The following is a 5,227-nucleotide window of genomic DNA, read 5'->3' as shown; positions in this document are numbered from 1 at the left end:
CTCCACCAGCCGGTTGGCGACGGTTTCGGGCGGACCGGCGTAACGGTCGTAAAGGACGACCTCCCCGCCATAGGCGCGGGTGGCGGCGACCTTGGATTCGGGCGCGTCCATCGGCATGACGATGACCGATTTGACGCCCTGCAACTGGGCCGCCAGCGCGATGGCCTGGGCGTGGTTGCCCGAGGAAAAGGCCACGACGCCCGCCGCGCGCCGGTCGGCGGGCAGTTGCGCGATGGCGTTGCCAGCGCCCCGGATTTTGAAGGCGCCGGTGCGCTGGAAATTCTCGCATTTGAAGAACAGCCGGGCGCCGGTGCGGGCGTCGGCGGTGCTGGAGGTCAAAACCGGAGTCCGGTGGGCGATGCCGACGATCCGCTCGGCAGCGCCGACGACGTCGGCGTAGGAAATCGCAAGGTCGGTCATGGCGCCCGGAACTCCGCGTTTGAGACTGTATGCTTAAGACGTTGCGTTTAAGACGCGGGGGGCAGATCGGTGAACAGGAAGGCCTGCTCGTGCCGCTTCAGCCCAGCGTCCTCGTAAAAGCTGATGGCCTTGGGGGCCGACAGAAGAAGGCACATGGTGCCTTCCCCCATCGCGTCGCGGGTGCGGCGCATCAGTTCTTTGCCGATTCCCTGCCCTTGATAAGCGCGGTCAACCGCCAGATCGGACAGATAGCAGCAATACACAAAGTCGGTGATCGAACGGGCGACGCCGATCAGGGCGCCGTCCACGCGGGCGGTGATGATGAGACCGGCGTTGCGCAGCATCGCTTCGACCCGGGGCCGATCCGCCACCGGGCGGCGTTCGGCCAGCCCGGAGCGGTGCAGCACGTCGATGAAGGCGTCGGCGGTCAGATCGGGTTCGACGGCGTAGTGGATGACCGGAACAGTGGCGTTGGCGGTCATCGGCTCAACCCCGCCAGAAGGGCTTGGTGACTTCCTGCTCGACGTCCGTGCGGCTGATGCCGATGTCCTTGAGCAGATGCTCGTCCAGCCCGGAGAGCGCTTGACGCTGCCTGCGCCGTTCCAGCGCGCTGAACAGCCAATCCACCAGGGCCAGGGCGGAACGCTTGCCAACGCCGGTGACGCGGGTGTCGGCGTGGGCGGCGTCGTTGGCGACGGTCGCGAACGGGCCGGGGCTGGTCACATCGGTGTTGCGCATGGGATCCTCCATCATCTGGCGCTCTCGCCTCGAACAATCGAGACAATCAGGATTATGAACATCGGGGCGGCAGGGTCAATTCCAATATTGTCACCATGACATTTCCGATATCGGATGTATCTTTTCGGCAACAGGGTGCTTCCTGTCTCAAATTGGCTGGAAGGTTTCCGTTTCTTTTCAAGAGGGTGAGGGCATGTTTCTGGCTTTGCGCCCGGACAAAATGGGACATGCGCACAAGAAAAGCAGGACAATCACACGATCATGAGGACAATCGATACGATGCATGGCCGCCATGCGGGCGACGGCCCGGCTTTGGATCAGGGTTCCACCGCCCGATAGATCAAGACGCGGCCATAGGTCAACAGCAGCTTGTTGTATTCGTTGATGAGCAGGTTGGCGCTGCCCGGCCACATCCACCAGTCGGCCAGATGCACCGTCGGCGCGACCACGGGATTGGGCACTAGCTCGATGTTGGGCATCGCCATCCACAATTCCAACAAGCTGCGCCGCATGTGGTAATTGGCCGTCACCACCCGCAGCGACCGGAACCCCTGGTCGCGCATCCAGTCGGCTGTTTCATAGGCGTTGCCGATGGTGCTGTCGGCGGAATAGCCCAGCGCGATGCAGCATTCCATTTCCTTGGGCGAGCGGCGGGACAGCCGCAGCAGCTCTTGAACATCCACCCCATCATAGACGCCGGACACGAACAGCTTGCGCGCGCGGCCCGCCGCCAGCAGTTCCAGCCCGGCGCTCAAACGGTTGCTGCCGCCGGTCAGCACGACGATGGCGTCGGTGGCGCGTTGGCTTTGCGAATCGGCGAGTTCCTGGGGCAGGCGCGGCACGTTCGCCACGAACCAGACCAGCCCGGCCAACCACGCGCCAAGCACCAGAATGGCCAGAATCGCCAGCCGTCCGGCGCTGCGCGTCAGCGAGCCGGGCCGCCGCCGGGTCACGGCAGCGACTCCAGCCGACGCAAAACGGTCCAGCGCGCCGTCGCCAGAGCCAGCAGCGCCGCCGCCAGCGGGACCAAAGCCAACGCGGCCCATTGCCAGGGGGCCAACGTCAAATCAGGCAGCAGACTGGCCCGCAACCCGCGCGAGGCGTGATGCACCCCGGCCAGCGTGGCGAGCGCCAGAGCCAGCCCGACCATTCCACCGCGCAGACTCAGCCCCACGACGTGGCGTTCAAACTGGCGGGCGATGTAGCGGTCGGTGGCGCCCATCAGGTGCAGCAACTCGACGACATGACGGTGAATCGCCAGCCCGGCGCGCACCGAAAAGATCACCGACATCACACCGGCCCCGCCGATCAACCCCACCAGCCCCAACGCCGCCAGATGCACCGCCCCGGTGAAGGAGCGCAGATCGGCCAGCCACACCGCGTGGTCGTCCAAAATGGCGCCGGGGGCCGCCGATTTGAGATGTTGCGCCAATCCGGGGACGTCCACCGGCCCGTCGGTGGTCACGTCGATCAGGCGCGGCATCGGCAACAGCGGGTCCGCCGCTTCCGGCCCCAGCCAAGGCTCCAGCAAGCGGGCGGTGTCGGCGCTGGTCAGCGCGCGGGCCGTCTTGACGCCGGGGGAGGAGCGCAGGACGGTCAAGGCGGCTTCCACCCGCTCGTCCAGCGGCGCGGCGGCGCCGCCGGGCAGGGGGGCGATCTGCACGGTCAAGCCGCCCGCAAGGCCGCTGTCCCACCGCTGGGCCATCTCCGACACCATCATCGCCCCGGCGAGCGCCAGCGTCGCCAGAAACACCATCAGCGCGGTGATCCAGACCAGAAAGCGCGCGGACGGGTCGCGGGCCAGCGGCAGGTCCGACGGGCGGCTGAGGAAGAACAGGGCCACGGCTCAGCCTCCCCGCGCGGGCTGGGCGGGGACGACGTGCAGGCGTCCATTGTCCAGATGCAGATGAGGATGGTTGAAGCGGCGGATCAGCGCCTCGTTGTGGGTGGCGATGACCACGGTGGTGCCGAGCTTGTGCAACTCCTCGAACAGATAGAGCAGGCGCATGCCGATGCCGTCGTCGACGTTGCCGGTCGGCTCGTCGGCCAGCAGCAGGCGCGGGCGGTTGATGACCGAACGGGCGATGGCGACGCGCTGCTGCTGCCCGCCCGACAGGGTGGAGGGCTTGGCGTGCAAATGGCTGCCCAGACCGACCCAGCGCAGGATTTCGGTGCAATGCTCCACCATGTCGGCGTCCGAGGCGCCGGCCATGCGCAGCGGCAACGCCACATTGTCCAGCGCCGACAGATGGTCGAGCAGGGCGAAATCCTGGAACACAACGCCGATCTGACGGCGCAGCTCCGGCAATTCGGGGCGAGTCACGCGAGCCATGTCGCGCCCGAACAGAGTAATCAACCCACGCGAGGGCCGGTGCGCCAGATACATCAGCTTTAGCAGCGATGATTTCCCCGCGCCGCTGGCCCCGGTCATGAAATGGAAGGAGCCGGGCGTCAGGGTGAAGCTGATGTCGCGCAGCACCTCCGACTCGATGCCGTAGCGCAGTCCGACATTCTCGAAACGGATCACGGTCTCACCACAGCCTCGCCTCTGACCGCGCGCTGAGTCCAAGGGGGTGTTCCCGCCTGAACGCCGCGCACGGCATTGGACAATGCACCCGCCTATGGGCGGAAGTCCACAATTTCGCCGGTTGCGCGCGCGCGGTTGGGAGTCGTTTTGAGCGACCACGCTTGAGAATGTGGACGAATCCTGACAAGTTCGCCGCCATGATCTGGCTTCGCTCCCTTCTCTTCATCGTCGCGTTCTATGGTTGGACCGCGTTGATGTGCTTCGCCCTGTTGTGGATGCTGCTGCTGCCGCGCCCGCAGATGATCGCCGTCGTCGTCTGGTATCTGCGGACACTAGCTTGGCTGGAGCGGGTCATCGTCGGCATCCGGTACGAGGTGCGCGGGGCCGAACACATCCCCGACGGCCCGTTCCTGCTGGCGGCCAAGCATCAATCCGCCTGGGAGACGATGAAGCTGCATCTTCTCGTGCGGGATCCGGCGGTCATCCTGAAACGCGAATTGATGTGGATTCCGATTTGGGGTTGGTACGCTTCGAAAGCCAAGATGATTCCGGTGGACCGGGGGGCCGGGGGCGCGGCGATCAAGTCGCTGATCCGCAACTCCCGCCCGGTGCGCGACGAAGGGCGGCCCATCGTGATTTTCCCGCAAGGCACGCGGGTGCCGGTTGGAACCTACACGCCCTATCGGGTTGGCGTCGGCGTGCTGTATGAAAGCCTGAAGATTCCGATTGTGCCGCTGGCGCTGAACGCCGGTCTCTATTGGCCGCGCCACAAATTCCTCAAGCGGCCCGGCACCATCGTGGTGGAGTTTTTGGCCCCGATCCCCCCCGGTCGGCCGCGCGCCGAGGCGATGCGCGACCTGGAGGAGCGGTTGGAGTCGGCCAGCGACCGGCTGGTGATGGCGGCGGGCGGCCCGCCGACGATTCGCCCGCCGGTGACGGCCCCGGCGGAACGGCGGGAGCGTTCGGCCCCCGCCTCCGCATCCTGAACGGCGTGTCTTAAGCGTCGGTCGTCGGCTGGGCGGCGACGGCCATTCCGGTCATCGGTTCGATGCCGGTGAAGGCGATGCGGGCCGTCTGGCCGATGGTGATGGCGTGAACGCCGGTCAACGCGCCGGTGGACACCCATTGACCGGCGGTCAGCGGACGGCCCAGCCGCGCCGTGACGCTCAACGCGAAGGCCAAGGCGGCGGCGATCCCGCCGGGCAGCTTGTCCGCCGCGCCGGTTCCGACGCTTTGTCCGTCGATTTCCGTTTCCGCGCGAATCGTCTCCAGGTCGCTTAAGGACTCGGTGATCTGTGGGCCGATCACCAGCCCGATGTTGTTGCCAAAGGACGGCACCGACGCCATCGGCCCCAGCGTCATGACCGATGACAGGGCGTTGCCCGCAACCTCGATTCCGGCGTGGACGGCGCCAACGAAGGCGGCGGCCTCCGCCGGGCTGTAGTCCAGGCGGTCGGGCGGAGCGTCGGCGGCGACGCGCACCACGAACTCCGCCTCAACCGCGCCAAAACCGCCCGCGATCACTGGAAAGCGCAAGGGGGC

Annotated in this window: 7 protein-coding genes and 1 pseudogene; 1 reads left to right on the top strand and 7 read right to left on the bottom strand. The window is 66.5% G+C overall.

The genetic code is table 11. The annotated features are described in order from the left end of the window. From D3877_RS29250 to ftsE, 6 genes are all read right to left on the bottom strand, one after another. Positions 1-420, bottom strand: a 420-nt coding sequence (locus tag D3877_RS29250) for a pyridoxal-phosphate dependent enzyme (RefSeq protein WP_119834326.1), incomplete at its 3' end; no start/stop codon positions are given. 47 nt (positions 421-467) lie between these two features. Further along, on the bottom strand, positions 468-902 hold the full coding sequence (locus D3877_RS29245) for a GNAT family N-acetyltransferase (RefSeq protein WP_119834325.1): 435 nt from the start codon (positions 900-902) through the stop codon (positions 468-470). A 4-nt stretch (positions 903-906) separates the two neighbouring features. Next, complete coding sequence (locus D3877_RS29240; protein WP_238475162.1) at positions 907-1,158, bottom strand: DUF1127 domain-containing protein; 252 nt, start codon at positions 1,156-1,158, stop codon at positions 907-909. Between the two features lie 317 nt (positions 1,159-1,475). Then, positions 1,476-2,111 carry a YdcF family protein gene (locus D3877_RS29235; protein WP_238475161.1) on the bottom strand — a complete coding sequence of 212 codons (636 nt, stop codon included), beginning with the start codon at positions 2,109-2,111 and terminating at the stop codon, positions 1,476-1,478. After that, complete coding sequence (locus D3877_RS29230) at positions 2,108-3,001, bottom strand: cell division protein FtsX (protein WP_119834323.1); 894 nt, start codon at positions 2,999-3,001, stop codon at positions 2,108-2,110. The genes D3877_RS29235 and D3877_RS29230 overlap by 4 nt, the downstream gene beginning before the upstream one ends. 3 nt (positions 3,002-3,004) lie before the next feature. Continuing rightward, the gene (gene ftsE / locus D3877_RS29225) at positions 3,005-3,685 is read right to left on the bottom strand and encodes a cell division ATP-binding protein FtsE (protein ID WP_119834322.1); all 681 of its coding nucleotides are present in this window, start codon (positions 3,683-3,685) and stop codon (positions 3,005-3,007) included. Positions 3,686-3,882: 197 nt separating this feature from the next. On the opposite strand from ftsE, the gene D3877_RS29220 reads away from it, so the two are divergent. Next, on the top strand, positions 3,883-4,671 hold the full coding sequence (locus D3877_RS29220) for a lysophospholipid acyltransferase family protein (protein ID WP_119834327.1): 789 nt from the start codon (positions 3,883-3,885) through the stop codon (positions 4,669-4,671). A gap of 10 nt (positions 4,672-4,681) precedes the next feature. On the opposite strand, the pseudogene D3877_RS29215 reads toward D3877_RS29220, so the two are convergent. After that, positions 4,682-5,227: pseudogene (locus D3877_RS29215) on the bottom strand (fumarylacetoacetate hydrolase family protein); the annotation flags it as partial.

It is taken from the genome of Azospirillum cavernae, from assembly GCF_003590795.1.
Lineage (GTDB): Bacteria > Pseudomonadota > Alphaproteobacteria > Azospirillales > Azospirillaceae > Azospirillum > Azospirillum cavernae.
The sequence above is the reverse complement of the archived record's forward strand: the minus strand, read 5'-3'. Positions and strand labels throughout refer to the sequence as shown.

What these genes read in the sequence shown, in the direction of transcription:
- D3877_RS29245 (WP_119834325.1), bottom strand. Translation starts at nt 902, where the DNA reads ATGACCGCCAACGCCACTGTTCCGGTCATCCACTACGCCGTCGAACCC.
- D3877_RS29240 (WP_238475162.1), bottom strand. Translation starts at nt 1,158, where the DNA reads ATGCGCAACACCGATGTGACCAGCCCCGGCCCGTTCGCGACCGTCGCC.
- D3877_RS29220 (WP_119834327.1), top strand. Translation starts at nt 3,883, where the DNA reads ATGATCTGGCTTCGCTCCCTTCTCTTCATCGTCGCGTTCTATGGTTGG.